Genomic DNA, 25,283 nt, shown 5'->3' on the forward strand with positions numbered 1-25,283 from the left:
CTTCTGCCGCCCGGATCACTCAAGCAGCGTAGGGGTCAATGTATCGAACCGGATCCAGTTGGCACCTTGATCAAAACTGACCTTGGTCTCGACGGTGAATTTCTGATTCGCCACAAGAGACGACATGAACCTCTGCGAGACCTTCACATGAATGCCGGCAGACACTTGTGCCGGCAAGACCTGATGCTCATTGAGCACGACCTCGCTCACAGTCTGGGCATTGGCATTCCTGCCCGTGACCGTGACGGTCACCAGACTGGCCTCGCTTATGAAGGCCCACGCCCGTTGGTGAACGGGCAACCCCGCCGAAGGAATACTTGCCTTGGAAACGGGATCGGTAAAGGGAGACTCAAGCTGCGGCACATGGAATCTGTGGGTCGGGTATGAGAGAACCCGTAGCGTCAACGTCCCGGATTGTTTTTTCGAAGTGTCCGCCAGGACCACGTCGTAATACACCGGCAGTTGCTTGTTGAACGCCGCGGCGATATTGGCCGCCGGCACGCGCACCTGTTTGGTCCCCCATGGTACGGGAATGGCGATCGCCCCCACCGTGCCCGGCTCGCCAAATTGCATGTGGACAACATCATCGTCGTAGTAAACAGCATCGTCAGGAATTTGCGCTGTAGCACCGGCAACGGCTTTCTGCGGGTCCAGGTCCGCATACTCGGCAGGGCTGCCTTCGGCCTGAGTGATCCACGGATGTGGAACGAAATGCGGCGCGCGCACCACCGAGACCAGAATGGATACTGCCGTGGACTCGACGGATCGATTGCCCGCCCGGTCGGTCACGTGATAGGAAATCGAGCGCATGCCGTCGCCCATGGCGCGTATCAGCGCCTCGGGAAACTCAAGGTGAATGGGGTCTTCGTAATTATCCCGGTCGAGGTCCTTGGTGACCTCCTGGTAGTGACCATTGTTCTCGTTCAACCACTTGGCGGTGATCCTGTCGCCAGGGGCCGGCTCGTCCAGGTATGAGGGGACCGTCACGGTGACGACCCCGTTATGCTCGTCGAGGTACTGTTCGGAGAGGCCGTTCTGGATGAGGTCCGGATCGATCAACAACGAGTCGTTGAACGCCAGGACAGGTGCCTGGGTATCGAGCGTGATCACCAGTTCCAGGGAGTTATCGGGCTCGCCGTTGTAGACCTTTGCCGTGTAACGCAACCGACGCCGCCCATCGTTGTTGCGCAACAGCCTGGCGGGCACCGTCACATAACGGTCCGAGGCCTCGATCGGGGCATTCCAGGTACGGCGATCGACCGAAATGTCATCAAGAAACAACTCAACCGATTCCTCACCCTTCTCCGGATCAGAGTATTCCCAGAGTTCGAACCAGACTTTCAGGTCGTCGTGGGTGGCGGCTTCCGGCAGCAGATTGAGTTGGCCGCCGGGGATGTTGTCGAGCAATTCCACCACGCTGGGCTCAGGCAATGTTCGGGAAGCATTCGAAGATGTTGTGTTTGCTGGCTCGCTCATGAACAGGACTCCTCAATAAAACGCGAGGACCACGGCCACCGCCGTCCTCCTCGCATCGTGTCAGGAACCTTGAACGCGTCGTGCTGCGTCAGCCCATCGAATTACCAGCTATAACGCACGCCCACGTTGGCTCCCCATGGTTGGTCGATCTTATTGCCGTTGCTGTAATCGAAATCGGCGTGGACCGACACCTTGTCGGTCAAGGTCATGGCCACCCCCGCACCCAGTTCGCCACGAGAACCGGAGAGGTCGTTGTTGAACGCGTTATCGTTGACCTTCACTTCGTTGTTCTTGGCGAATTCGTGTGCGTAGGCGGCACGAAGATAAGGCTGCACCACTTTGCCTTCGCCCAGGTTGAAGTTACGCCCGACCGTCGCGCCGACTTTGCCCAACAGCGAATGCGTGCGGTCGCCTTCGGCGGACAAACCGTTGTCCAGGTCGTAATCCTTGCCCTGGATGATCACGCCCGACAATTGCGTATAGGGTTCGACGAAATAGTCGTCAGCCAACTTGATGTGGCGGCCAAACTCCAGGGATGCACCGACGCCATGGCTGTCATAGTTGCCCTTGGTCTTCTTGCCGTCGCTGAGCTGGACCTTGGATTCATTCTGGAAACGGTTGAACTTGAGCACGCCGTCGAAGTAGTAACCACTCTCGTCATCCAGCCAAGTGGTGTAAGCACCGAGGTAGTAACTGTCGACTTCGCCCGTCGTCCCGCGATTCAAGTCCAGGTCAGATTTGCTGTAGCCACCCAACACCCCCACCAACCATTGGCCATCACCCATCGGCAACGGTGCGTCGGCACCGAACGACAGGCCCTGTTGGGTTTGTTTGTAAGCCACCCCGGAACTGGCGTTGACATCGAACTTGTTGCCGTAGGTCCGAATCCACCCACCGGCCTTGCCCTGGTCCCTGCGCACTTCGCCCATGCGGCTGCGCAAGGTGGAAAGCTCGCCGTACCAGACCGTGGGAGCGGCATTGAACAGTGCGATCACCGATTGGGTGCCGGGGCTGATGATTTTCGAAGCAGTGTTCAGGTACCAGTCGTTGTCACCTTGCTTGATCAGGTTGTAGGAGTAGGCACCCAGGTCCACTTCGCCACCGTACAAGGAAAACTGGGCATCGCCACCGCCGATGTGAACCACCGGAATGGAAGCGGCCGTGCCCGGCTCCGAACCACTGCTGTCCAGTGCCACCAGATGGTTGCCGGTGGCTGTTCCGGTCACGGTCAGCGTATCGACCTGGCCCGTGGCAAAGTTGGTATGCATAAAGAACGTGCCGTTGCCCGACAGCTCGCCCACGGTCAGTTTGAAGAACTCCCCAGGGTTGCCGAACTGGATGCCGCCACCGTTCATGGAGAGCTTTTCCACTTCGCCATCGCCGACCATGATCCAGCGGGCTTCGTTGTTGACCGCCAGGCTCTGGACGTTTTCCAGGCGACCGGTGAGCGTCGCAAAATTGTCGAAAACCACATCAGCGCTGCTGCCTTGCTCCACGATGATGTCACCGATCAACTGACTGTTATCGGCCTTGAAGTTCGCCGAAGAGCCATTGACCACTTCCACCAGCTTGCCGTTGCCGCCCACCAGGGTCGAGCCGTTGTTGACTTCGATATTCACCCGTTCGTTGTTGGTCTGGGTCTGGCCGTCGACGAGGATCGCCGAGCCGGCCAGGCCTTCGACGTGGGAGTTGTTCAGGATCAAAGCGTTGTCGGCGGACAGGTTCAGGTCAGCGAACAGGTACACTCCGTTGCGCCCCCCCACGATGGCGCTGTCGGTGGCGGAAATCCTGCCGCCGAAACTTTGCACGCCGGAGCCATTGGCGTTGCTGCCAGTCACGATGGAACCGGCCTCGAGAATCAATTGGCTGCGGGCGCTGACGAGGGCCCCCACTCGCCCACCGATGATCTCGCTGTCGCTGACCACCGCGGTAGATCCACCAGTGGCTGCTGTTGCCAGACGCAGCCCGACGTTGCTGCTGACGACTTTACTGCCGTTGGCGATGTTCGCTTCGCTGCCCGCCAATTCGACGCCGTGGGCATTGCCTTGAGCGGTAACCTGGGTATCGCTCAGATTGATCGTCGACCCGCCGGATGCACTGATCTGGTAAGTCGTGGCGCCATTGGCCGTCAGCTTGCTTTCGGTCTCCACCAGGTAATCGTCAGGCGCCGTGTTGGCATCGAGGGTCTTGGACGCACCGTTTTCGATGAGCGTCTGCGCCAGGCCGGTCGGGCTGAGCAGCAATAACGGCGCGAGGGTCACGAGCTTGAGGAAACGCGCAAGTGGCGTGATAGAGAATGCGTGGCTGACGGGCATGGATAACTCCTGGATGAACAAGCTGTCTGGCAACCGTCAAGCCTGGCGTTTTACTGCCTGGACCCGGACGATCAAAAGGCGGCAATCCTAAGCACTCGCTTCCCGGATATATGTAGGATTTATCCCTGCATTCGTGAGACTTTTCTCATTACATCCGTATGAAATATCAATGTAGCGCCCCTGCCATGCGTCCGCATCAGCGTGCAGACCCGGGCGAACAAACGCCCGGGTACCGCTTGAAAGTCAAGGCTTCGGTGGCCTTGGGATTTCGCACGGCGTGTTCGGCATGTGGAAAGCCGTGATGATGGTCAGCGGCTCCGATTCAATTTTTTCCGTGCCGTCATGGTGGGAATACTGGACTTTCACCCGCCCCCTGCGATTCGTTGCTGCGTTCTCGTCATAAAGCGGCAGGATGTGCGTCACATACGGTTCTACTCGCCGAATGAAGCCGGTAAGCGGTGTACCGGCATCGCCCAGTGTGTAGTTTCGCGTGAATATCGCACCGGTGATCGGGTCCTCCGGGTCGGTCAGAAACTCCCCTCTCATGGGGGTGAAGACGAACTCGATTTCGTCGCCATCCTTGAGCAATCCGGTGAGGTCAGGGATCGCGACCTGGAGCGCGCCATCGTCATCAAGCGCCGAGCAGCCTGGATAAAGGTTAGAGATGGTGGGAAAACTCGCAGGCGGCAGTTCAACCGCAATGGCATTGACGTTGACCAGGGTTGGAGTGGATTCCAGATCGTTCTCGATGCCTGCCGCGCTCAATTGATAGTGCACCGGCACCTCGAGGCCATTGCCACCGTCCTTGATGTAGGTCCAGGGGATATCGACGGTTTGCTCAGTGCCCGGCGTATGAATCGAATCATCGAAGGTTAACTGGGCTTCAACGACACGCGCGCCATTCCAGAAGAAATCGATGACATGGCCGTTGACCGCCTCGGCGTACCAGATAAAGGTGAATCTTGCCAGGTTGTTCTTGTCGGCCCGCGTCAACTCGTTGGTCCGGCTGCCATCCATATTCTTGACCACACCTAGCAACAGGCTTGGATGCACCGGATCCGGCCAGTCGATAGGCGGCCAGGGGATCCAGGGGATCGGTACCTGGAAGTTGACGTCGATATCGATGTCTTCAGGTCCGAACAGCCGACTTTTACGCACGACGTGATAACTGATATTGGTCTCCTTGTCGCCCGTGGTGTTCTGGCCGTATTCCTGAAGCATGAGGAGTTTCGGCTCCACCGGAATCTCGATCCTGGCCGGCGGGTTAGGTCCAACGGAAACGTCCTCCAGCGTCGTCCCCCCCCACTTCAATCGAATGAAGTCATAGTTCTTGTGATTGTCATACAGGGGGATCCAGACACTCACCCCCGACAACGCATGCTCGACCACCAACGGCCCCGGATCCGCTTGGGGGACCTCCGGTGCTTGCAGGTTGGCCGGTAGCGGTCCGAAAGTGAGGCTTATTTTCTGCCAAAGCGACAGCACGCTGGTATTGGTCGCCTTGTCGATCAAAACGTAGATGAACACGCATTCGGCATCGCCAAACTCACGCACGAGGTCGCCATCGATTTCTATCTCGGTGTCCGTGATGCCTGGGGCGGGGACATTTTCCAAGAAAATCGGGGTAAGCCCGGTGGGTTCGTCAGGAATGTGGGCAGCGTCCACCAGATAAACGGCGATTCGATCAGTCGCTTGCCAATCGGCATAACCAGGGATCGTGGCCTTCAGCTTGCTGCCCGGGGACAGGTTGTCGTCATCGAGGTAGGTGGTTGCGAAGGTCAATGCTTGCGGCGGAGCACGGTCGTAAGGTGGCACTCGGTCGCAAAAGAGTGGGGTTGTAGGGGATGGGTCTGGTTCGGTTCCGTTATAGGTGTAATGGTCATATCTCACGCGGCAGGGGGAGTTTAGTGGAAGATCCTCGATCGGGATGAGCATTGGGTAGGGGAAGGTTTCCGGAAACTCGGTACCGCCCGCGGGTATGACGAATTCGTGTTCTGCCACGACCTCGAAACGACCGGCGCCAGTGCGATCGAACATTACCTTGATTGTCTCCGGGGTTTCCGGAGGTGGAAGGGTAGACCACTCAGGAATTTTCACTCTCAACCCGTTACTCAGACTGGGGCCGTTGAGCAGACCCGTACTGATGTCCATTATGGGATGATCAATGATTATGGAATGCTCGCCCAACCCCGCCTGGTGCTCGGTGCGCTCCCTGAGATAAGCGCTGTTTGCATCACGTCGCGCCCGTTTATTACCTGCATTTGCCATGCTATCGCTCTCCCATTGACGACGTTCAGCCATTGAGACGCCAATGGCCATCCAAATTCCTGGCAGACCGATAACACCGGACACGACACAACCCTTCCCATCGCTCTGCGTGGCAGCTAAGGCCTTGAGCGAATTAAGCACCGGTTCTCAACGAGGCGATACTGTCAGAGTTGACAGGTCACCCAGCCCGGTTCAACCCAATACCACCCCCACTAACACCGCCACCTCCAGCAACTCCAACAACGCCCCCGCCGTATCCCCGGTGCAGCCCCCCAGCCGGTTGACCATCATCCGGCGCACGCCGATGAACGCTGCCGCGGCCACCAGCAGGGCCAGTACACCCAACCATCCCGCCAGCCACACGCAGCCCAGCGCAGCGCCTAGCAACACCTGCCAACCGGCGCGCCGTGGGAGATGATCGGCCAATGCCTGCCCCAACCCACCGGCGCGCACGTAAGGCGTGGTCAGAAACAAAGCGAGCAACGCGCCGCGCCCCAATACCGGGACGATGAGCAGCGCCAGGGACTGGCCTTGCTCGATCAGCGCCAGCAGCGCGGTGAATTTGAGCAGCAGTACCAGCACCAGCGTGATGACGGCGATCGGTCCGCTGCGTGGGTCTTTCATGATGAGCAAGGTGCGTTCACGGTCGCCGAAGCCGCCGAGCCAGGCATCGGCGCTGTCGGCCAGGCCGTCGAGGTGCAGGCCGCCGCTGAGCAGGACCCAGGCGCTCAACAGCAATGCGGCGTGAAGCAGTGGCGGCGACCCACCCAGCAGCGCATCGAGCAACCAGAGCAGGCCGCCGAACAACAACCCTACCAACGGATAGAACAGCAATGAGCGGCCCAGTTGTTCGGGCTCGGGCATGCCCGGCAAGCGCACTGGCAGACTGCTGAGAAATTGCAGGGCGATCCAGAACGGCAGCATCGGCTCAGGCCTCTTCCGTCAAGGTCGGGCCGGACGTCACCCGCAGGGCGAACAACGCGCCGTGGCCGACCTCGACATTGAGCAGTTGTTCGCGCGGCAGGCCCCGGGCCTGGGCCAGCAGCAAGCGCATCACGCCACCGTGGCTGACCAGCAGGACCCGCTGTCCGGCATAGGCGCAGTGCAAGCGTTCGATGGCCGCCAGGACACGACTGGAAAACGCCAGCACCGGCTCACCGTCGGGGGGCGTGAAGCCATAGGGGTCGGCCCAGAATCGGCCCAGGGCGTCGGCATCGGTGTCCATCAACGCCGCCGCGCTGCGCCCTTCCCAGGCGCCAAAATGCAGTTCCTGCAGGTCCTTGTCCACCTGCACCGGCACGCCGAGGCGGGCACCGAGCTGCTCGGCGAAACGGGCGCAACGTTGCAGTGGCGAACTCACCAGCCGATCCCACGGGCCGCCCGTTTCGACCGCCGCGTGCATCTGCGCCCAGCCCTTGGCGGTCAGGGCATCGTCGAGGCTGCCGCGCAAGCCGCCACCCAACTCGGTTTCGCCATGGCGCAGCAGGTCCAGGTGCAAGATCATGCCGGGCGGTCCGCCACGGCCGCTTCGGCAAACGTCGCCATCTGCCCGTGCAGGTCACAGGCCAGGCGCAACAACGGCACCGCCAGCGCCGCGCCACTGCCCTCGCCCAGGCGCAGGCCGAGGTCGAGCAGCGGTTCGGCGCCGAGGGTTTCCAGCACATGGCGATGGCCGGGCTCGGCGCCGCGATGGCTGAACAGCAGCCATGACCGGCACTCAGGGTTCAGGCGCACCGCCAGCAACGCGGCGACGCTGCAAATGAAGCCGTCCACCAGCGCCGCGACACCCTGCTGGGCGCAGGCCAGGTAAGCCCCGACCAACGCGGCGATTTCAAACCCGCCGAGGTTGAACAACGTCTGCAACGGGTCGTGGCGCTGGGCCGCGTGCAACGCCAGGGCACGTTCGATCACCTGGGCCTTGCGATTGACACCGGCTGCGTCCAATCCGGTGCCGGGCCCGACCAGATGCGCCACCGGGCAATCGAGCAAGGCGCAGGCCAAGGCGCTGGCGGCCGTGGTGTTGCCGATGCCCATCTCGCCGCCGATGAACAACTGGCTGCCGGCGGCGACAGCCCGCAACACACTGTCGCGTCCGGCCTGCAATGCCTGCTCACCCTGGGCCACGGTCATGGCCGGGCCCAGGGCGAAGTTCGCCGTGCCAGGCCCGACGCGCAGATGGCGCACACCGGGCAGGTCCAGCGCCGGCGTCACCGTGCCCAGGTCCACCACCTCCAGCGTGGCTCCCAACTGCCGCGCCAGGACGCTGATCGCCGCCCCGCCGCTGACGAAGTTGAGCAGCATCTGCCCGGTGACTTCCTGGGGAAACGCCGACACACCTTCGGCCACCACGCCATGGTCACCGGCGAAAATCGCAATCGACACGGCCTCCAGCCTCGGCTTGACCTGCCCTTGCAGCCCCGCCAGCTGCACCGCGACCGTCTCCAGTTGCCCGAGGGAGCCGGCCGGCTTGGTCAATTGTTGCTGACGGGCCGCGGCCTGTTCCAGGGCCTGGGTGTCGAGGGGCTTGCACGGGTCCAGCCACCAGCGGTGATTCATAACGCACTACCTTTGAGAGTCAGGGGCAGGCCGGCGACGGTCAGCACGACGCGCTGACAACGTTCGGCCAGGGCTTGATGCAGCCAACCGGCTTCATCGACGTAACGGCGAGTCAGCTCGCCCAGCGGCACGACACCCATGCCGGTTTCGTTGCTGACAAAAATGATTTCACCGGGCAGCGCGGCCACGCCATCGAGCAAGGCTTCGCGCTCGGCATTCAAGGTCTGCGGGTCGTCGAGCATCAGCAGGTTGGTCAGCCACAGGGTCAGGCAGTCCACCAGCAGGCAGCGACCAGGCGCGGCGTGTTCTCGCAGCACTCGGGCCAGGGCCAGCGGTTCCTCCACCAGCGCCCATTCGGCCGGGCGCCGGGCACGGTGCTGGGCGACGCGAGCGTTCATCTCGCCGTCCAGGGGTTGGCTGGTGGCGATGTAGGTCACGGGCAATTGGCTGTCGGTGGCGAGTTTTTCTGCCAGGCGGCTTTTGCCGGAGCGGGCGCCGCCCAGGATCAGTTGGAGCATGGTGCATTACCTTCAAAATTGGCGCCGTGGCGGCTGGCCTCATCGCGAGCAAGCTCGCTCCCACAGGAGATTGTGAACACCGTCCCATTGTGGGAGCGAGCTTGCTCGCGATGAGGGCCTCACAATCACCCTAGATCCCACAGAGTTCACGCAACACCCCAACATCCAGATGCTGCTCCACCAGGTCCGCCAACCGCTCGATGTCCCGCTCGCGCAACCCGTGGTAATCCACCGTCTGCACATCCGCCAACCCCGCCCAACGCAACAAGGCGCTGCAGGCCGCAGGCGATTCGAACAATCCATGCAGGTAGGTGCCGAAAATCTGCCCGTCGAGGCTCTGGGCGCCATCGCAACGGCCATCGTCCAGTTGCACCGCTGGGTGTTCCAAGGCTGGGCCTGTGGTCACGCCCGCGTGGATCTCATAGCCGCGGACCTCAGCGTCTTCCAGAGTCAGCCGTCCTCGCACATTGCGCAGTTGCTTCTCGCATTCCAGCGTCGTTTCAAAGTCCAGCAAACCCAGGCCGGCACTGGAGCCCGCCGCACCTTCCAGGCCCAACGGGTCGTGGACCTGCTCGCCGAGCATCTGCAAGCCGCCGCAAATGCCCAACAGCTTGCCGCCGTAACGCAGGTGCCGCTGCAACGCGGCTTCCCAGCCGTTGGTGCGCAGGTAGGCCAAGTCGCTGCGCACGCTTTTGGAGCCCGGCAGGATGATCAGGTCGGCCGGCGGGATCGCCTGGCCGGGGCCAATGAATTGCAGGTCGACCTGCGGGTGCAGGCGCAGCGGATCGAAGTCGGTGTGATTGCTGATGCGCGGCAGCACCGGCACCACCACTTTGAGCACCTGTTCGGCCTTGTCGGCCTGGCGCTGGTCGAGGCCGTCCTCGGCTTCCAGGTGCAGGTCCATCACGTAGGGCAACACGCCCACCACCGGTTTACCGGTACGCGCTTCGAGCCAGTCCAGCCCCGGTTGCAACAAGGCGATGTCGCCGCGAAAGCGGTTGATGACGAAGCCCTTGACCCGCGCCTGTTCGCTGGGCGACAGCAACTCCAGGGTGCCCACCAGATGGGCGAACACCCCGCCGCGATTGATGTCGGCGATCAGCAGCACGGGGCAGTCCACCGCCTCGGCAAAGCCCATGTTGGCGATGTCGCCGGCGCGCAGGTTGATCTCCGCCGGCGATCCGGCACCCTCCACCATCACCACCGGGTAGGCCGCGCTCAAGCGCGCGTGGGAGGCCAGCACCGCCTGCATCGCGATGGCCTTGTAATCGTGGTAGGCCACGGCGTTCATGCTGGTGACGGCGCGGCCATGGATGATCACCTGGGCGCCGGTGTCGCTGTTGGGCTTGAGCAGCACCGGGTTCATGTCGGTGTGCGGCTCAAGGCCGGCAGCCTGGGCCTGCACCGCCTGGGCGCGGCCGATCTCGCCGCCGTCGGCCGTCACCGCGCTGTTGAGGGCCATGTTCTGCGGCTTGAACGGCACCACGCTGATGCCTTGGCGCCGAACCCAGCGGCACAGCGCCGTGACCAGGGTACTTTTGCCGGCATCGGAGGTGGTGCCTTGCACCATCAGGGTGGTCATGGAGTGTCCTTGGCGTAGGCCTCTAAAGCCTGTTCGAGGCGCAGGAATTCGCGGTCATCGGCCGGGAGCCCGAAGCGCAGGCTGCTGGTGTTCACGAACACGCGCAGGAGAATGCCGCGCCGGGCCATGAACCCGTGAAGCGGTTGGGCGTGTTCGGTCACCAGCCATTGGAACAATCCGCAACCGCCCTGGGGCTTGAAGCCATGCCGCTCCAGCGTGGAGGCCAGGCGCTGGCTGGTGTGCTCGCAGCGTTGGCGCTGGCGCAATTGGGCGGCGGTGTCCAGCAGGCACGTCTGGCCCAGCACCCGGGTCGGCCCGCTGACGGCCCACGGCCCGACTTGTTCGGCGAGCAGCCTGAGCAAATGCCGCTCGGCCAGGACAAACCCCAGGCGCACCCCGGCCAGGCCAAAAAACTTGCCGAAGGAACGCAGCACGATCAGCCCGACCTGATGGCTGTGCCTGGCCAGGCTGTGTTGCGGGGTGACATCCATGAAGGCTTCGTCCACCACCAGCCAGCCACCGCGCTGGGCCAGCCGGGCGTGCCAGTCCAGCAGGCGCTCGGGGTCCAGGCTCACGCCGGTGGGGTTGTTCGGGTTGACCACCACCAACACGTCGAGGCTGTCGAGGAAGAAATCCACTTCGGCTTCGAGCACTTCGCGCACGATGTAGCCGCTGCGACGCCAGGCTTCGGCGTGCTCGGCATAGCACGGTGATAACACGCCGACCTTGCCGGCCCGGCGCAAGCGCGGCAGCAGTTGGATCGCCATCTGCGAACCGGCCACCGGCAACACCTGCGCCGCACCATAGTAGTCGCAGGCTGCCTGCTCCAGGCCGTCGTCGGTCTCCGGCAAACGAGCCCAGGCGCGCGGCGGTATCGGCGGAATGTCGAATGGCCACGGCGCAAGGCCACTGGACAAGTCGAGCCAGTCAGCCTCGGCGATGCCATAGTGCAGGGCCGCGTTGCGCAGGCGCCCACCGTGCTCAAGCATAGAACTCAGCTCCCAGGCAAAGAATCAGCAACCACAACCATACCCCCCGCTGGACCAATTGCCAGCCGCGATCGATGGAGTCGGCACTCGCCGGCACGCCCTCGCCCAGCGGCGGGCGCTGGTGCAGTTCGCCGTGATACACCGCCGCCCCGCCCAGCTCGACCCCCAGGGCACCGGCACCGGCGGCCATCACCGGCCCGGCATTCGGACTGTCCCAGGTCGGGCCCTGGCGGCGCCAGCACGTGAGCGCCAGGCGGGTCTTGCCGAGCAGCGCGTAGGTCAGCGCCACCAAACGCGCCGGGATGTAGTTGAGCAAGTCATCGATTTTTGCCGCCGCCCAACCGAAGCGCTCGAAGCGTTCGTTGCGGTAGCCCCACATGGCGTCGAGGGTGTTGCTCAACCGGTACAACACCACGCCAGGCGCGCCGGCCACGGCGAACCAGAACAGCGCGGCGAACACTGCGTCGCTGCCGTTTTCCAGGACCGATTCGGTGGCGGCGCGGGCCACGGCGGTTTCGTCCAGCTCGCGGGTTTCGCGGCTGACCAGGTAGCCGACGCGCTGGCGCGCCTTTTCGAGATCGCCGCTGCGCAACGCCTGGGCCACCGGTTCGACGTGCTCACCGAGGCTGCGCAGGCCAAGGGCGCAGTACAACGCCAGGATCTCCACCAGCCACCCCACCATCGGTGCCCAGGACAGTGCCGTGGCAAGCAATGTCAGCGGCACCACGGCGATGATCCAGGCCGTCACCCCATGGCTGCGCCAGCCACGCCCTCCAGCATTGAAACGCCGTTCGATACGCTCGGCGAAACCGCCGAATGCCACCAGTGGATGGCCGCGCCGGGGCTCGCCCAGCAGCGCATCCAGGGCCACCGCGGCGGCACTGAGCAACGCCACGCTCATGGGCTCACTCCCCAACGGTTTTCATACAGCAGTTCATTCAGCGGGCGCGGCTGCGCCCAGCCTTCGAGGGCGAGCATCGGCGCCGGATAAAACCCCTCGACCGGGCCCAGGCAGAGGATCGCCAGCGGCTTGGCGCCGGCGGGCAAGCCCAGCAGATCGGCCAGGGCCTGGGGCTCGAACAGCGACACCCAGCCCATCCCCAGCCCTTCGGCGCGGGAGGCCAGCCACAGGTTCTGGATCGCGCAGGACAGCGAGGCCAGGTCCATTTCCGGCAAGGTCCGGCGACCGAAGATGTGCCGCTCGCGGCCGTCCATCAACGCTGCCACCAACACTTCGGCGCAATCGTTGATGCCTTCGACCTTGAGTTTCATGAACGCATCGCTGCGCTCGCCCAGGGCCTCGGCGGTGCGCACGCGCTCCTGCTCCACCAGCCGGTGGATGTCGCGGCGCAAGGCGCGGTCGCTGATGCGGATGAAGCGCCAGGGTTGCATCAGGCCGACGCTGGGCGCTTGGTGCGCAGCCTCCAGCAAGCGGCGCAACAAGGCCGGCTCGACCGTGCCGCCGCTGAAATGGCGCATGTCGCGGCGCTCGCCGATGGCGCGGTAGACAGCGTCGCGTTCGGCCTGGGAGAAAGCGGTGTCGGTCATGGGCTCTTCGCGAGCAAGCCCGCTCCCACAGGGGTCAGGTGTTCAAATGTGGGAGCGGGCTTGCCCGCGAAGGCGGCCTCAAGATCAGGCGCAAACAACGCGGCAATCGCCCGCGGATTGGACGGAAAATAAAAATGCACATAGGAAGCCGTCATCCGTCCTTGCCGGAAAACCGCTTCCGCGCCACGCCCGCCATTGGGACTGTGCCCCCGGGCAATCGGCGCAAGCTCGGTGCTGGTCAACGAATGATGATAAGTGTGCCCGCGCAAGGTGCCTTCCGGCAGCTCCACCGATTGCAGCGCCAGGGCCGCCAGGCGTTTTTGCATCTGCGCTTCGCCGGCCAGCAAGCCCAGCAGTTCAGCGCGGGTGCCGTCGACGTCGGTCAAGGAATCCAGCAGATAGAGCATGCCACCGCACTCCGCGAGCAATGGCTTGCCGGCTGAATGATGAGCCCGGATCGCCGCCAGCATCGAGGCATTTTCAGCCAACGCAACGTGGTGCAGCTCGGGGTAACCGCCGGGCAAGTAAAGACTGTCAGCCTCAGGCAGCTCGGTGTCATGAATCGGCGAAAAGAAGTGCAATTGCGCGCCCATGGCCCGCAGCAGGTCGAGGCTCGCGCCGTAGGTGAAGGCAAACGCCTCGTCGCGGGCCACGGCAATGCGCACACCGTCGAGCCACAGCTCGGGGTTGATGACTTCAGGCGCGGCGAACTCGACGGCGGGCGGCAACGCGACCTCGCAACTGCCGGCCAGGGCATCGGCGGCGGCATCGAGACGCAGGTCGAGGTCATTCAACTCGCTGGCCTGGACCAGCCCGAGGTGGCGACTGGGCAACTCGATGCCGGTTTCCCGCGACAGCGCCCCGTACCAACGCAGGCCTTCGGTCACGCTGCCTTCGAGCAACTGCGCGTGGCGCAAGGTGCCGACACGGTTGGCCAGCACTCCGGCGAATGGCAGGTCCGGCTGGTAGCGCGCCAAGCCCAGGGCCAGGGCGCCGAACGTCTGGGCCATGGCCGTGCCGTCGATGACCGCCAGTACCGGCACGCCGAAATGCCGCGCCAGGTCGGCACTGGACGGGGTGCCGTCGAACAAACCCATCACCCCTTCGATCAGGATCAGGTCCGCCTCGGCGGCGGCTTCCCATAGCAGTCGCCGGCTTTCCTGCTCGCCGACCATCCACATATCCAACTGGTAGACCGGCGCGCCGCTGGCACGCTCGAGGATCATCGGGTCGAGGAAGTCCGGGCCGCACTTGAAGACGCGCACCTTGCGCCCTCGATTGCGATGCAGGCGCGCCAGGGCGGCGGTGACGGTGGTCTTGCCTTGGCCCGAAGCGGGGGCCGCGATCAGCACCGCCGGACAATGGCGGTTCAGGGCGACATCACTCACAGTTCGACGCCCTTCTGCGCCTTGATCCCGGCCTGGAACGCATGCTTGATCATGCCCATCTCGGTCACGGTATCGGCCAGCTCGATCATCTCAGGCTTGGCGCCGCGTCCGGTCACTACGACATGCTGCATCGGCGGACGCGCCTGCAAATCACTGAGAACCTGATCGAGGTCGAGGTAACCGTGCTTGAGGGCGATGTTCAACTCGTCGAGCACCACCAGGCCGATGGCCGGATCGCTGAGCAATTGCCGCGAGACGGCCCAGGCCGCTTCGGCGGCGGCGATGTCGCGCTGGCGGTCCTGGGTTTCCCAGGTGAAGCCTTCGCCCATGACGTGAAAGCGCACCTGCTCGGGGAAACGGCGGAAAAACAGTTCCTCGCCGGTGCTGTTGCGCCCCTTGATGAACTGCACCACGCCGCATTGCATGCCGTGGCCCATGGCCCGCGCCAGCATGCCGAACGCCGAGCTGCTCTTGCCCTTGCCGTTGCCGGTCAGCACCAGCAGCAGGCCACATTCATTCGGCGAGTTGGCGATGCGTTCGTCGATCACCGCCTTCTTGCGCAGCATGCGCGCCAGGTGGCGCTCGTCGCGATCGGGCGCGTCAATGTGGGGGGAACCGGACATGGGGGAAGCCTCCGTTGGGATGGAATAACGGCGGGCAGGCACGAAAAAGGACGGCAACAAAGCCTGGCATCGCCCACCGTGACGCCGTTGGATGAATCAGGCCGGTCTCCGGGCTCATGAGTGGCGTGTGCCGGGCTGCGCGCCTTCCCATGGCTAGGCTATGTAACTATTTCGTACACATCCTAGGACACAGTGGCCTGTGGGCAACCTTGACTCATTTACCGTTGCGGGGGCAGCGCCGGGTTCGTGTGCACTCACCGGCTTCCCTGTTTCACTCTGTCGGCCATGGCCACAAAGCACCTGAAACAAGCGGCGAAGGTTAGAGGGTTGGGGGTGGAGCGTCAATTAAAGCTGGTTTACCGGTCATTGGCCCGGATCAATAAAGTGACGCCAATCTTGTGTCAGGCTGCAGCAAGTGATATCAAATAGACATTACCCCGATATCACAAGAATAAGAGGGCAAAATGTATGCAAGGCATGATCATCAGCAATCCGAAGCTGGAATTCCTGCGCCCGATGCTGGAGCGCTGGTTTGACTGCATCGACCGCTACAACGCCCTGCGCGGCGATAACGACACACCCTACTGGCACGATGAAAAGGCCAACCTCGGATTGCTGTCGGCCGCGGCTTGGATGGCCGAGATGGTCACGCTGCAAGACACCCCCACCCGCAAGCAAAACGAAGAAGGCGAACGCAACGCCAGCGCCGATCTGTTCATTGCCAGCAGCGAGGAGCGCGCCTTCATCCAGGCCACCCAGCGCTGGCCCAAGGTCAGCCACCTGAACCTGACCCAGCCTCTGGCCGAAATCACCAGCGATGCCAAGCGCATCAGCTATGCCAGCGACTTGAAGCTCGGCTGCCTGTTCGTGGCGCCGCAAAAAGCCCAGCAGAGCGCCACGCCGGAAGAATTGCAGGACATGCTCGACGACCTGCAGAAGGAAAACACCTGCGCCGTGGCCTGGTACTTCCCCTACGCCTATCGCAAGTTGCGCAACGAGAGCGGCCATTACCATCCGGGCATTGCCGTGCTGTTCAAGCAGGCCCACGGCTGATGGGTTGAACCATACGGGCATCTACGCTTCTCTATGAATAACCACATGCATTCATAGGGAAGCCAGCATGCTCAAGCCACCCCATTTACTGATCCTCGCCCTTGCCGTCGGGCTCGCCGCCTGTGGCGAGTCTTCTACCTTGCAGGTGTCCGACGGCACCGGCCCGGCGCCGAAACTGCCCGAGCCGAACAAGACTCTGATTCCCACCGTCAACATCGCCGAAGCCATCGGCTGGCCACAGGGCGCCAAGCCGACCGCGGCCCCGGGCCTGCAAGTGGGCGCATTCGCCGAAGGGCTGGACCATCCGCGCTGGCTCTACGTCCTGCCCAATGGCGATGTGCTGGTGGCCGAGACCAACGCCCCGCCCAAACCGGATGACGCCAAGGGCATCCGTGGCTGGGTGATGAAGAAGGTCATGGGCCGCGCCGGTGCCGGGGTGCCCAGCCCCAACCGCATCACGCTGCTGCGCGACGCCAATCACGATGGCGTCGCCGAGACCCGCACCGTCTTCCTGGAGAACCTCAACTCGCCGTTCGGCATGACCCTGGTGGGCAACGACCTGTACGTGGCCGACACGGACCGGCTGATTCGCTTCCCCTACAAGGAAGGCGACACGCAAATCACCGCTCAGCCGACCAAGGTCGTCGACCTGCCCGGCGGCACCCTCAACCATCACTGGACCAAGAACGTCATCGCCAGTCGCGACGGCAGCAAGCTGTACGTCACCACGGGCTCGAACAGCAACGTGGCGGAGAACGGCATGGAGGCCGAAGAAGGCCGGGCGGCGATCTGGGAAGTCGATCGGGCCAGCGGCAGCCACCGCATCTTCGCTTCGGGCCTGCGCAACCCCAACGGCCTGGCCTGGGAGCCGAGCAGCGGCGCGCTGTGGACGGCGGTGAACGAGCGGGATGAGATCGGCAGCGACCTGGTGCCGGACTACATCACCTCGGTCAAGGACGGCGCCTTCTATGGCTGGCCCTACAGCTACTACGGGCAGAACGTCGATGTGCGCGTCGAACCGCAGAACCCGGCGCTGGTGGCCAAGGCCATCGCCCCGGACTACGCCGTCGGCCCCCACACGGCGTCACTGGGCCTGACCTTCGCCGAAGGCAGCCGCTTGCCCGCGCCCTTCACCGAAGGTGCCTTCATCGGCCAGCACGGTTCCTGGAACCGCAAGCCTCACAGTGGCTATAAAGTGATTTTCGTACCGTTCAGCGGCGGCAAGCCGGTAGGACAACCGGTGGATGTGCTGACCGGGTTCCTCAATGCCGACGAAAAAGCCCAGGGCCGGCCGGTAGGCGTGGTAATCGATAAACAGGGCGGGCTGTTGGTGGCTGACGACGTGGGGAACAAGATCTGGCGGGTGTCGGGTAAGTAACCGATCTTTGAAATAACCCCGTGGCGAGGAAGCTTGCTCCCGCTGGGCTGCGCAGCGGCCCCGGTTCTCGACGGTTGCTACGCAACCGAACGGGAGCAAGCTCCCTCGCCACAAAATCCATCCGGCTGTGACGAACTCAGTCGTCAGGGATTACGCGCCAGATGCTCCGGCTGCAGTACCCGCTTGGCACCCAGGTAGGCTTTCTGCCAATAGGCCTTGGACAGGCTGTCGAGCTTGACCGTCCCGCCTGTGGCCGGCGCATGCACGAAACGCCCCTCCCCCACATAGATCCCCGCATGGCTGACCTGTGAGCCGCCATTGGTGGCGAAGAAAACCAGGTCACCGGTCTGCAACGCCTCCTTGCCGACGTCCGGCGCGCGCATGCCGATCATTTCGCGCGTGGAGCGCGGCAACGAGATACCGGCGGCGTCGCGGTAGACGTAGCCGATCAGGCCACTGCAATCAAACCCCGAATCCGGCGTATTGCCGCCCCAGCGATACGGCGTGCCCACCAGGCCCAACGCCCGGAAGAGCACGTCTTCAGCGGCCGGGGAAAAGGTTTGTGAGGGGGCAAAGACCACCGGAGCCCGTACCGGCGCGGGTGGCGGAGTACGGCTGGCGCAAGCGCTGAGCAGCGCGGCGAGACACATGAGAGCAAGGCGGGCCGACGTCGACATATGCAGAACAATCCTGATCTGGATGCGGCTTTTCTGCCGTGGGCATGAAAACAAATCCGCCTGCGAGGTACGCAGGCGGATTGCCATCAATCAATGATCATGGATTCTAGCGGCTATGAGGCAAACTTCAAGTAAGACTTTAAGTTTGCCTTACAAACTGTGCGCTTACTTGCGAGCGGTGACCACAGTCGGAGCCATGGCGAGGGCGCGCTTGGCTTCGATGAAGGTCTTGCTCCAGTAGCTGTCGCCCAGGCTGTCGATTCGCACGCCGCCGCTGCGGCGGCTGCTGGAATGGATGAACTGGTTGTCGCCCAGGTAGATACCGGCGTGGCTGACGCGCCCGCGACGGCCGCTGGTGCTGAAGAACAGCAGGTCACCAGGTTCCAGTTGATTGCGCGCTACCAGCGGGGCGTTCACGTTGATCATTTCCCGCGTCGAACGTGGCAGGCTCATGCCGGCCTCTTCGCGGAACAGGTAGCCGATGAAACCGCTGCAATCGAAGCCGGCTTCGGAGGTGCCGCCAAAGCGGTAACGGGTGCCGATCAACGACATGCCGCGTTCCAGGATGCTGTCGGCCAGCACCGGAAGCTGGTAAGGCTTGTTGCCGGCGAACGCTGCCAGCTCTTTGTCGTTGGCCATCTCTTCCTGGAAGGACACGGAGGAAGACTGGGCGGTAACGGTGTTCTGAACCTGTGGTTGTTGTACTTGCTGAGACACTGGAGTGTGGGCAGCGCAACCGAACAACAGGGTAACGAGTGCGAGAGGCACGAGGGGTGCGAAGCGATTTAGCATGGGCACGACCGTGGCTGAAGTAGTAAAGATGGCGAGACTATGCCCTCTATCAACCTCATTTGCAAATTCAATCGATGAAAATGTGACTTCCCGGTTTTGCGTTTACATCTAAGCGCTTAAGCCCATTTTGAATGTCACGTAGCCTGCAACCCAGCAGGACCGCGGGTTTCGTCGCGTCCGGACACAGCCAAGGGCCACTACAGACAACGGTTCTACCAGCCCAAAGTTTCTTTCAAAAAAGGAATAGTCAGCTTGCGCTGAGCCTGGAGGGAAGCCTGGTCGAGACGTTCGAGCAATTCGAACAGCGCGCTCATGCTGCGGGTGCCACGGGTGAGGATGAAATGCCCGACTTCGTCGGTCAGGTGCAGGCCACGACGGGAAGCTCGCAGTTGCAAGGCACGCAGCTTGTCTTCATCGGACAGTGCGCGCATCTGGAAAATCAGTGCCAGGGTGAGCCGGGACTTGAGATCCGCCAGCTTCACCGGCAGCTCCCGTGGCGACGTCGAGGCGGCGATCAGCAAGCGCCGACCGCTGTCGCGCAAGCGGTTGAACAGATGGAACAGGGCTTCTTCCCAGTCGGCCTTGCCGGCAACGGCCTGGAGATCATCCAGACAGACCAGTTCGTACTGCTCAAGGTTGTCGAGGATTTCCACACCGCGGTCCAGCAACTCGGCCAGCGGCAGGTACACCGCCGGCTCGCCCAACTGCTCGAACCGCAGGCAAGCGGCCTGCAACAGGTGCGTGCGCCCTACTCCGTCCTTGCCCCACAGATAAATCAGACTCTCGGTCCAGCCAGCGTCGGCTTCGCAAAGCCGCTCGACATAGCCGAGTGCAGCGGCATTGGCGCCTGGGTAGTAGTTGATAAAGGTGGCGTCATCACGCAGACGCACACCTAGGGGCAGCTGAATCGGTTTCATGCTGACTGAACGGCTGCGGGGAGCCGCGAGTGGCCTCTGTGTAAAGTTGGCAAAGTTTATACCCGTGGCGCGGACCGCACAATGCGCCGGACCACGAGCAAAATCAAAGGTTTGCAGCGACAGCACCAGGGATCGACGGTTTTCCTGACGTTGCTCCTACAGCTCGGGGTCTTCGGTGCCGCTGTAGATGTCCGAATCCTTGTACAGGTCGTGCATGTGTCGCACCAGCACCATGATCACCGCCGCCACCGGTAGCGCCAGCAGGATCCCGGTGAAGCCGAACAACTCGCCGCCCGCCAGGATCGCGAAGATCACCGCCACCGGATGCAGGCCGATCCGGTCGCCCACCAGCAACGGTGTCAGCACCATGCCTTCCAGCGCCTGGCCCACCATGAACACCGCCACGATGCCCACCATGGGGTACAGGTCGCCGCCGAACTGGAACAACCCGGCAATCAACGCCGCGCCGATACCGATCACGAAGCCCATGTACGGCACGATGGCCGCCAACCCGGCGATCATGCCGATCAACAGGCCCAGTTCCAGCCCTACCAGCATCAACCCGGCCGCATAGATGAAGCCCAGCGCGACCATCACCAGCAGTTGCCCACGCACGAACGCCCCCAGCACCTCGTGGCATTCGCCGGTCAGGGCCATGATGTGTTCTTCGCGATGACGAGGCAGCAGGCTGCGGATCTTCGCCATCATCAGGTCCCAGTCCCGCAACAGGTAGAAGGCCACCACCGGAATCAGCACCACGTTCGCCAGCCAGCCGATCAGCGCCAGGCTCGAGGCCGTGGCCTGGCTCAGCACCACGCCGACGATGTCGGTGGTCTGGCCCATGTGCTCGCTGATCGCCGCCTTGACCTTGTCGAACTTCCAGAAGCCGTCCGCCAGCCCCAGCTTCGACTGCACCCAAGGCATCGCGGTGTGCTGCAACCAGTCCAGCATCTGCGGGGCCAACTCATACAGGCGCACCAACTGCTTGGCGAGCATCGGGACCAGCACCAACAACAAGGCGCTGACAATCAAGGTGAACAGGGCGAACACCGCCACCACGCCCCAGGTTCGCGACAGGCCGAATTTTTCCAGGCGATCGACCACCGGATCGAACAGATAGGCCAGCAGCAACGCAACCAGGAACGGCGTGAGGATCGGGTGCAGCAGATAGATGAATGCAAACAGCAGGGCGACCCCACCCAACCAGAACCAACGCCGCGTATCACCCATGAACCACTCCTAGCTATATAAAGAAAGAAAACCTACCAGCGGAAACGCAGATTGGCGGTTGGCGCCGGCGCAGGCGCCGCTACCGGGGCCGCGCCATCGACGGCGGGTGGCGTCTGTGGTGCGGGTGCCGGGGCTTCACCGGCCGGGACCTCTTGCAGTTTCGCCAGGGCCAATTGCGCCTTCAACTGGTCGGCACTGCCGTTGACCCGATAGAGGACCCGGTCAGCGTCGACCCGCTGCAACTGCCCAGCGAACGGTTCGAGCAGGCGCGACAGCGCCGCGTAGCGCTCAAGGTTCATGCCCTGCACTTCCAGCAGTTGCTCGCTGGCCAGGCCCGGCTTGGCGACGAAGCGCGGCGCCAGGCGTTGGCTCGCCGCCAGCATGACCGCGTCGGCCAGCGCCGCCGGATCGGCCCCTTGGGCCGTGCCTTGCTCGCGCTGGTCGCCCAGCCACAGGCGCCAGGTGCCGTGCCACTGCCCGCCCTCTTCCTTGGCATGGACTGCCAGCAACGCATCCGCCGCGTAACGCTCCGACGCTGCCTGCAACGGCGCCGGGTCGGTGCCTTCCAGGTTCGGCGCGGTGGCGACGATCTGCTCGCTCAGGTCCGCCAGCGGCAGGTGCAACGCCAGGCCCCGATGTTGCGCGGCACGCCGTAGTGGCGCCGCGCTGGCCTGGCCATCACCCACCAGGCTGGAGCCCTCGACCGAATCGTTCAGCCACCAGCCCAGGATCGACGGCCGGTTCGCGCTCCACAGCGACAACCCCGCCGAGCGCAGCGCACGGTCGGTGCTCGCCGGGTCGAAGTCGACCTTCAGGCTTTCCGGAGGGCCCGCGTCGTAGCCGTACTGGAGAATGATTTGCTGCGGGTCCTTGCGGACCGCTGCCAGACTGGGATTCTGTGCGGCCTTGGCGTCGCCGGTCAGGCGCAGCACCAGCGTGTCCAGGGCGCGCAGCGTCGCCTGGTTGCGCTCCTCCGGCGTCTGGTTGCTGACCGGTTCGAACACTTGATAGAGGCCATTGACGGTTTCGGCATGGCTCGCCAGGCTGATCAGCGACAGGCAACCCACGGACAAGAATTTGAACAAACGCATGGAAGATTCCCGGACATAACGGCTGGAACAGGCCGTGTGGAGAAGATTGAGCATGGCTGTGACCACGGCATCGGGCAAAACATTCACCCACCCGATGGAAGTTTCGCACTGTCATCACCATAGCCGGTTACCGCTACACCTTATACAGCCGCGTCGCGCAGTACCAAAATAAGAAATATCGGTTTTTTTTCCGTGGATATGTCCCTGCCCGTCGGCGCGAGGATGGCCGCTGCCCCACAAGCCTGATAAAATCGCGCGCCTTCGCAGACCGGCAACCGTCGGGCATCCGGAATAATTCGTACAACGGTTATTCAATGGCCCCGGCAGTCGGTCGTTACCCAGAAATCCCCCCTAAAGGCCTGGATCATGAGCAAGCAACCCTCCCTGAGCTACAAGGACGCCGGTGTAGACATCGACGCCGGTGAAGCATTGGTCGAACGCATCAAGAGCGTCGCCAAGCGCACTGCGCGCCCGGAAGTCATGGGCGGCCTGGGCGGTTTCGGCGCCCTCTGCGAGATCCCGGCCGGCTACAAGCAACCGGTGCTGGTGTCGGGCACTGACGGCGTCGGCACCAAGCTGCGCCTGGCCTTGAACCTGAACAAGCACGACAGCATCGGCATCGACCTGGTCGCCATGTGCGTGAACGACCTGGTGGTCTGCGGCGCCGAGCCACTGTTCTTCCTCGATTACTATGCCACCGGCAAGCTGAACGTCGACACCGCCGCCCAGGTCGTGACCGGCATCGGTGCCGGCTGCGAACTGTCGGGTTGCTCCCTGGTGGGCGGCGAAACGGCTGAAATGCCTGGCATGTACGAAGGCGAAGACTACGACCTGGCCGGCTTCTGCGTCGGCGTGGTCGAGAAAGCCGAGATCATCGACGGCTCGAAAGTCGCCGCCGGCGATGCCCTGCTTGCCCTGCCGTCTTCCGGCCCGCACTCCAACGGCTACTCGCTGATCCGCAAGATCATCGAAGTCTCGGGTGCCGACATCGAGAACACCCAGCTCGACGGCAAGCCGCTGACCGACCTGCTGATGGCCCCGACCCGCATCTACGTCAAGCCTCTGCTCAAGCTGATCAAGGACACGGGCGCCGTCAAGGCCATGGCCCACATCACCGGTGGCGGCTTGCTGGACAACATCCCGCGCGTGCTGCCAAAAGGCGCCCAGGCCGTGGTCGACGTGGCGAGCTGGACCCGCCCGGCGGTGTTCGACTGGCTGCAGGAAAAAGGCAACGTCGACGAAACCGAGATGCACCGCGTGCTGAACTGCGGCGTGGGCATGGTCATCTGCGTGGCCCAGGAGCACGTCGAAACCGCCCTGAACGTGCTGCGTGAAGCCGGCGAACAGCCTTGGGTGATCGGCCAGATCGCCACCGCCGCCGAAGGCGCTGCCCAGGTCGAGCTGCAAAACCTCAAGGCGCACTGATGCACGAACGGATGCCTGCAACCTGTAACGTCGTGGTGCTGCTGTCCGGCACCGGCAGTAACCTGCAGGCCCTGATCGACAGCACGCGGACCGGCGACAGCCCGGTCCGTATCCGCGCGGTGATTTCCAACCGCGCCGACGCCTACGGCCTGCAACGCGCCCGGGACGCGGGTATCGACACCCGGGTCCTCGATCACAAGGCCTTCGAAGGCCGCGAAGCCTTCGACGCCGCGCTGATCGAACAGATCGACACCTTCAATCCGCAACTGGTGGTGCTGGCCGGCTTCATGCGTATCCTCAGCGCCGGCTTCGTGCGTCACTACCAGGGCCGCCTGTTCAATATCCATCCCTCGCTGCTGCCCAAATACAAAGGGTTACACACTCACCAGCGCGCGCTGGAGGCCGGAGACACGGAACACGGCTGCTCCGTGCACTTCGTCACCGAGGAACTCGATGGCGGACCACTGGTCGTACAGGCAGTAATACCGGTAGAGTTGCACGACACGCCGCAAAGCCTGGCGCAACGGGTTCACGCCCGGGAGCACCAGATCTACCCGATGGCCGTGCGTTGGTTTGCCGAAGGACGGCTTACCCTCGACGATCGTGGGGCCTCACTGGACGGCCAGTTGCTCGCCGCCAGCGGCCATTTGATTCGACACTAGGAGATTTTATGCGTCGCGCCCTGCTCTTCGCTTGCGCTCTGCTTGCCCTGCCCCTGGCACAGGCTTCGGAACTTCAACCGTTCTCCGCCAGCTACACCGCCGACTGGAAACAGCTGCCCATGAGCGGCACCGCCGAACGCAGCCTGACCAAGGAAGCCAACGGCACCTGGAAGCTGAGCTTCAAGGCTTCGATGATGATCGCCAGCCTGACCGAAGAAAGCACCCTGACCCTGGACAAGGACACCCTGCTGCCCCAGTCCTACCACTTCGAACGCGGTGGCCTGGGCAAGGCCAAGAAGGCCGACCTGGACTTCGACTGGAACACCAAGATGGTCACCGGCACCGACCGCGGTGACGCGGTCAAGCTACCGCTCAACCGGGGCATGGTCGACAAGTCCACCTATCAACTGGCCTTGCAGCACGACGTCGCGGCCGGCAAGAAAAGCATGAGTTATCAGGTGGTCGACGATGGCGAAGTCGACACCTATGACTTCCGCGTGCTGGGTTCGGAAAAAGTCGAGACCAAGGCCGGCCAGATCGACGCCATCAAGGTCGAGCGCGTGCGCGACCCGACGCAAAGCAAGCGCATCACCGTGCTCTGGTTCGCCAAGGACTGGGACTACCTGCTGGTGCGCCTGCAACAGGTCGAGACCGATGGCAAGGAGTACAACATCATGCTCCAGGACGGTACGGTCAACGGGAAGGCTGTGAAAGGCAGCTGATCCACGCCGCGATCAAGAGAGCCCCGCCAATGCGGGGCTTTTTGTTGCCTGGATTTCATGACCACCCAATGAC

Annotated in this window: 23 protein-coding genes; 5 read left to right on the forward strand and 18 right to left on the reverse strand. The window is 63.2% G+C overall.

The annotated features are described in order from the left end of the window. Positions 1 to 15: 15 nt before the first annotated feature. The 13 genes from VM99_10585 to VM99_10645 form a co-directional block, all read right to left on the reverse strand. The gene (locus tag VM99_10585; GenBank protein ID AKJ98479.1) at positions 16 to 1,476 is read right to left on the reverse strand and encodes a hypothetical protein; all 1,461 of its coding nucleotides are present in this window, start codon (positions 1,474 to 1,476) and stop codon (positions 16 to 18) included. A 101-nt stretch (positions 1,477 to 1,577) separates the two neighbouring features. Beyond that, complete coding sequence (locus tag VM99_10590; protein ID AKJ98480.1) at positions 1,578 to 3,791, reverse strand: membrane protein; 2,214 nt, start codon at positions 3,789 to 3,791, stop codon at positions 1,578 to 1,580. 243 nt (positions 3,792 to 4,034) lie between these two features. Then, on the reverse strand, positions 4,035 to 6,110 hold the full coding sequence (locus tag VM99_10595) for a hypothetical protein (GenBank protein ID AKJ98481.1): 2,076 nt from the start codon (positions 6,108 to 6,110) through the stop codon (positions 4,035 to 4,037). Between the two features lie 141 nt (positions 6,111 to 6,251). After that, on the reverse strand, positions 6,252 to 6,983 hold the full coding sequence (locus VM99_10600) for a cobalamin synthase (GenBank protein ID AKJ98482.1): 732 nt from the start codon (positions 6,981 to 6,983) through the stop codon (positions 6,252 to 6,254). Between the two features lie 4 nt (positions 6,984 to 6,987). Further along, entirely contained in the window at positions 6,988 to 7,563 is a 576-nt protein-coding gene (locus VM99_10605) for an alpha-ribazole phosphatase (GenBank protein ID AKJ98483.1), read from the reverse strand. Next, a complete protein-coding gene (locus VM99_10610) occupies positions 7,560 to 8,615 on the reverse strand; it encodes a nicotinate-nucleotide--dimethylbenzimidazole phosphoribosyltransferase (GenBank protein ID AKJ98484.1) in 1,056 nt (351 codons plus the stop codon). Before VM99_10610 ends, VM99_10605 begins: the two co-directional genes overlap by 4 nt. Continuing rightward, positions 8,612 to 9,133, reverse strand: a complete 522-nt coding sequence (locus VM99_10615; GenBank protein AKJ98485.1) for an adenosylcobinamide kinase — start codon at positions 9,131 to 9,133, stop codon at positions 8,612 to 8,614. Before VM99_10615 ends, VM99_10610 begins: the two co-directional genes overlap by 4 nt. Positions 9,134 to 9,263: 130 nt before the next feature. Next, positions 9,264 to 10,715 carry a cobyric acid synthase gene (locus VM99_10620; protein ID AKJ98486.1) on the reverse strand — a complete coding sequence of 484 codons (1,452 nt, stop codon included), beginning with the start codon at positions 10,713 to 10,715 and terminating at the stop codon, positions 9,264 to 9,266. After that, positions 10,712 to 11,704 carry a threonine-phosphate decarboxylase gene (locus VM99_10625; protein ID AKJ98487.1) on the reverse strand — a complete coding sequence of 331 codons (993 nt, stop codon included), beginning with the start codon at positions 11,702 to 11,704 and terminating at the stop codon, positions 10,712 to 10,714. Before VM99_10625 ends, VM99_10620 begins: the two co-directional genes overlap by 4 nt. After that, the gene (locus tag VM99_10630) at positions 11,697 to 12,605 is read right to left on the reverse strand and encodes a cobalamin biosynthesis protein CobD (protein ID AKJ98488.1); all 909 of its coding nucleotides are present in this window, start codon (positions 12,603 to 12,605) and stop codon (positions 11,697 to 11,699) included. The genes VM99_10625 and VM99_10630 overlap by 8 nt, the downstream gene beginning before the upstream one ends. Next, positions 12,602 to 13,252, reverse strand: coding sequence for a cob(II)yrinic acid a,c-diamide reductase (locus tag VM99_10635; protein ID AKJ98489.1), 651 nt, complete (start codon positions 13,250 to 13,252; stop codon positions 12,602 to 12,604). The genes VM99_10630 and VM99_10635 overlap by 4 nt, the downstream gene beginning before the upstream one ends. Then, complete coding sequence (locus VM99_10640) at positions 13,249 to 14,625, reverse strand: cobyrinic acid a,c-diamide synthase (GenBank protein ID AKK01731.1); 1,377 nt, start codon at positions 14,623 to 14,625, stop codon at positions 13,249 to 13,251. The genes VM99_10635 and VM99_10640 overlap by 4 nt, the downstream gene beginning before the upstream one ends. An 11-nt stretch (positions 14,626 to 14,636) precedes the next feature. Continuing rightward, the gene (locus tag VM99_10645) at positions 14,637 to 15,263 is read right to left on the reverse strand and encodes a Cob(I)yrinic acid a,c-diamide adenosyltransferase (GenBank protein AKJ98490.1); all 627 of its coding nucleotides are present in this window, start codon (positions 15,261 to 15,263) and stop codon (positions 14,637 to 14,639) included. 468 nt (positions 15,264 to 15,731) lie between these two features. Between VM99_10645 and VM99_10650 the strand changes: the two genes are divergently transcribed. Both VM99_10650 and VM99_10655 read left to right on the forward strand, forming a co-directional pair. Next, on the forward strand, positions 15,732 to 16,316 hold the full coding sequence (locus VM99_10650) for a hypothetical protein (protein ID AKJ98491.1): 585 nt from the start codon (positions 15,732 to 15,734) through the stop codon (positions 16,314 to 16,316). Positions 16,317 to 16,383: 67 nt separating this feature from the next. Continuing rightward, positions 16,384 to 17,694 (forward strand): sorbosone dehydrogenase, encoded by a 1,311-nt coding sequence (locus tag VM99_10655; GenBank protein ID AKJ98492.1) that lies wholly within the window; start codon positions 16,384 to 16,386, stop codon positions 17,692 to 17,694. Between the two features lie 143 nt (positions 17,695 to 17,837). Here the strand turns inward: VM99_10655 and VM99_10660 are convergent, their stop codons facing one another. The 5 genes from VM99_10660 to VM99_10680 form a co-directional block, all read right to left on the reverse strand. After that, positions 17,838 to 18,371 (reverse strand): peptidase P60, encoded by a 534-nt coding sequence (locus VM99_10660; GenBank protein AKK01732.1) that lies wholly within the window; start codon positions 18,369 to 18,371, stop codon positions 17,838 to 17,840. Between the two features lie 165 nt (positions 18,372 to 18,536). Next, positions 18,537 to 19,163, reverse strand: a complete 627-nt coding sequence (locus VM99_10665) for a peptidase P60 (GenBank protein ID AKJ98493.1) — start codon at positions 19,161 to 19,163, stop codon at positions 18,537 to 18,539. A 212-nt stretch (positions 19,164 to 19,375) separates the two neighbouring features. After that, complete coding sequence (locus VM99_10670; GenBank protein AKJ98494.1) at positions 19,376 to 20,080, reverse strand: DNA replication initiation factor; 705 nt, start codon at positions 20,078 to 20,080, stop codon at positions 19,376 to 19,378. A gap of 156 nt (positions 20,081 to 20,236) precedes the next feature. Beyond that, positions 20,237 to 21,310: a membrane protein gene (locus VM99_10675; protein ID AKJ98495.1), complete on the reverse strand. Its 1,074-nt coding sequence runs from the start codon at positions 21,308 to 21,310 to the stop codon at positions 20,237 to 20,239. Between the two features lie 32 nt (positions 21,311 to 21,342). Continuing rightward, the gene (locus tag VM99_10680) at positions 21,343 to 22,401 is read right to left on the reverse strand and encodes a hypothetical protein (GenBank protein AKJ98496.1); all 1,059 of its coding nucleotides are present in this window, start codon (positions 22,399 to 22,401) and stop codon (positions 21,343 to 21,345) included. A 366-nt stretch (positions 22,402 to 22,767) separates the two neighbouring features. Here VM99_10680 and VM99_10685 point away from each other — a divergent pair, with 366 nt between their 5' ends. From VM99_10685 to VM99_10695, 3 genes are read left to right on the forward strand one after another with little or no spacing between them, the layout of a single operon-like run. Further along, positions 22,768 to 23,826: a phosphoribosylaminoimidazole synthetase gene (locus VM99_10685; protein ID AKJ98497.1), complete on the forward strand. Its 1,059-nt coding sequence runs from the start codon at positions 22,768 to 22,770 to the stop codon at positions 23,824 to 23,826. An 11-nt stretch (positions 23,827 to 23,837) separates the two neighbouring features. Beyond that, the gene (locus VM99_10690; protein AKK01733.1) at positions 23,838 to 24,488 is read left to right on the forward strand and encodes a phosphoribosylglycinamide formyltransferase; all 651 of its coding nucleotides are present in this window, start codon (positions 23,838 to 23,840) and stop codon (positions 24,486 to 24,488) included. Between the two features lie 8 nt (positions 24,489 to 24,496). Then, entirely contained in the window at positions 24,497 to 25,210 is a 714-nt protein-coding gene (locus VM99_10695; protein ID AKJ98498.1) for a dehydrogenase, read from the forward strand. Positions 25,211 to 25,283: the final 73 nt, after the last annotated feature.

It is taken from the genome of Pseudomonas chlororaphis (assembly GCA_001023535.1).
Taxonomy (GTDB): domain Bacteria; phylum Pseudomonadota; class Gammaproteobacteria; order Pseudomonadales; family Pseudomonadaceae; genus Aquipseudomonas; species Aquipseudomonas chlororaphis_E.

What these genes read in the sequence shown, in the direction of transcription:
- VM99_10585 (AKJ98479.1), bottom strand. Translation starts at nt 1,476, where the DNA reads ATGAGCGAGCCAGCAAACACAACATCTTCGAATGCTTCCCGAACATTG.
- VM99_10590 (AKJ98480.1), bottom strand. Translation starts at nt 3,791, where the DNA reads ATGCCCGTCAGCCACGCATTCTCTATCACGCCACTTGCGCGTTTCCTC.
- VM99_10595 (AKJ98481.1), bottom strand. Translation starts at nt 6,110, where the DNA reads ATGGCCATTGGCGTCTCAATGGCTGAACGTCGTCAATGGGAGAGCGAT.
- VM99_10600 (AKJ98482.1), bottom strand. Translation starts at nt 6,983, where the DNA reads ATGCTGCCGTTCTGGATCGCCCTGCAATTTCTCAGCAGTCTGCCAGTG.
- VM99_10605 (AKJ98483.1), bottom strand. Translation starts at nt 7,563, where the DNA reads ATGATCTTGCACCTGGACCTGCTGCGCCATGGCGAAACCGAGTTGGGT.
- VM99_10610 (AKJ98484.1), bottom strand. Translation starts at nt 8,615, where the DNA reads ATGAATCACCGCTGGTGGCTGGACCCGTGCAAGCCCCTCGACACCCAG.
- VM99_10615 (AKJ98485.1), bottom strand. Translation starts at nt 9,133, where the DNA reads ATGCTCCAACTGATCCTGGGCGGCGCCCGCTCCGGCAAAAGCCGCCTG.
- VM99_10620 (AKJ98486.1), bottom strand. Translation starts at nt 10,715, where the DNA reads ATGACCACCCTGATGGTGCAAGGCACCACCTCCGATGCCGGCAAAAGT.
- VM99_10625 (AKJ98487.1), bottom strand. Translation starts at nt 11,704, where the DNA reads ATGCTTGAGCACGGTGGGCGCCTGCGCAACGCGGCCCTGCACTATGGC.
- VM99_10630 (AKJ98488.1), bottom strand. Translation starts at nt 12,605, where the DNA reads ATGAGCGTGGCGTTGCTCAGTGCCGCCGCGGTGGCCCTGGATGCGCTG.
- VM99_10635 (AKJ98489.1), bottom strand. Translation starts at nt 13,252, where the DNA reads ATGACCGACACCGCTTTCTCCCAGGCCGAACGCGACGCTGTCTACCGC.
- VM99_10645 (AKJ98490.1), bottom strand. Translation starts at nt 15,263, where the DNA reads ATGTCCGGTTCCCCCCACATTGACGCGCCCGATCGCGACGAGCGCCAC.
- VM99_10650 (AKJ98491.1), top strand. Translation starts at nt 15,732, where the DNA reads ATGCAAGGCATGATCATCAGCAATCCGAAGCTGGAATTCCTGCGCCCG.
- VM99_10655 (AKJ98492.1), top strand. Translation starts at nt 16,384, where the DNA reads ATGCTCAAGCCACCCCATTTACTGATCCTCGCCCTTGCCGTCGGGCTC.
- VM99_10660 (AKK01732.1), bottom strand. Translation starts at nt 18,371, where the DNA reads ATGTCGACGTCGGCCCGCCTTGCTCTCATGTGTCTCGCCGCGCTGCTC.
- VM99_10665 (AKJ98493.1), bottom strand. Translation starts at nt 19,163, where the DNA reads ATGCTAAATCGCTTCGCACCCCTCGTGCCTCTCGCACTCGTTACCCTG.
- VM99_10670 (AKJ98494.1), bottom strand. Translation starts at nt 20,080, where the DNA reads ATGAAACCGATTCAGCTGCCCCTAGGTGTGCGTCTGCGTGATGACGCC.
- VM99_10675 (AKJ98495.1), bottom strand. Translation starts at nt 21,310, where the DNA reads ATGGGTGATACGCGGCGTTGGTTCTGGTTGGGTGGGGTCGCCCTGCTG.
- VM99_10680 (AKJ98496.1), bottom strand. Translation starts at nt 22,401, where the DNA reads ATGCGTTTGTTCAAATTCTTGTCCGTGGGTTGCCTGTCGCTGATCAGC.
- VM99_10685 (AKJ98497.1), top strand. Translation starts at nt 22,768, where the DNA reads ATGAGCAAGCAACCCTCCCTGAGCTACAAGGACGCCGGTGTAGACATC.
- VM99_10690 (AKK01733.1), top strand. Translation starts at nt 23,838, where the DNA reads ATGCCTGCAACCTGTAACGTCGTGGTGCTGCTGTCCGGCACCGGCAGT.
- VM99_10695 (AKJ98498.1), top strand. Translation starts at nt 24,497, where the DNA reads ATGCGTCGCGCCCTGCTCTTCGCTTGCGCTCTGCTTGCCCTGCCCCTG.